This is a genomic window from Treponema sp. R6D11, from assembly GCF_054786075.1.
Genome location: NZ_BDHD01000634.1, coordinates 1 through 672, shown reverse-complemented (window position 1 = coordinate 672; position 672 = coordinate 1). Strand labels below are relative to the sequence as shown.

Sequence of the window (672 nt, the reverse complement as noted above, 5' to 3'; positions counted from 1 at the left end):
AACAGGCTGTCGGTCTATCTGCAAAATGGGAACACTCGCCCTGTAGACTCGGTTGGGGTACAGCCTGACCTGACCACTTGCAAGTGGTCAGGCGAAAAAGAAAAGATAGCGCTTGCGCATGAACTGTCATCATTGCTGGAAATCGCGCTAGAGCGAATCTTCATCAAATCTTTTTCAGGCTCTTTTCCGTTTGAGGCGGGCGGTGGGGACGATTTTTTACGTTCAATAGACGAGGCGATATAATGAAGAAAAGAAAACTTGCGTCCGCTATCGGGTATAAATCGGGGGATTACGCGCCTTCGCTTTTGGCTTCGGGCAGGGGAAGGGAGGCCGAGCAAATTATCGCTGTCGCCAAAGAGGCTGGGGTTGCGGTCGTGGAGGACTCCGCCCTTGCCGCCTTGCTTGATTCAAGTGCGAAACCGGGTGATTTTATTCCGCCCTGGTGTTGGGAAGCGGCGGCGAAAATACTCGCTTTTGTGATGAAAACGGACAAGCTTTAGCTATATTCATTCATTTGTGATAAAAACAGACAAGTTTTAGCTATATTCATTTTATTTCTTTTCCATTATAATATAACTTATGAGCGATAATTCCGGGAACAGTAACAATAATAACAATGGGGGGCCGCAATTTCCATTTGGCGGTCCGAATATGCCAAATTTTAAGCCCTCA

The 672-nt window shown here is 47.0% G+C and carries 2 protein-coding genes; both read left to right on the top strand.

Going from position 1 to position 672, the window contains the following annotated elements; all coding sequences use genetic code 11:
- The coding region (locus tag ACYVTD_RS15185) for a hypothetical protein (RefSeq protein WP_461248545.1) at positions 1–243 on the top strand (243 nt) is incomplete at its 5' end.
- Positions 243–500: an EscU/YscU/HrcU family type III secretion system export apparatus switch protein gene (locus tag ACYVTD_RS15180; RefSeq protein ID WP_461248544.1), complete on the top strand. Its 258-nt coding sequence runs from the start codon at positions 243–245 to the stop codon at positions 498–500. The genes ACYVTD_RS15185 and ACYVTD_RS15180, both read left to right, overlap by 1 nt.
- Positions 501–672: the final 172 nt, after the last annotated feature.

Bases quoted from the DNA above. Each gene is read 5' to 3' on its own strand.
- ACYVTD_RS15180 (WP_461248544.1), top strand. From the start codon at position 243: ATGAAGAAAAGAAAACTTGCGTCCGCTATCGGGTATAAATCGGGGGAT.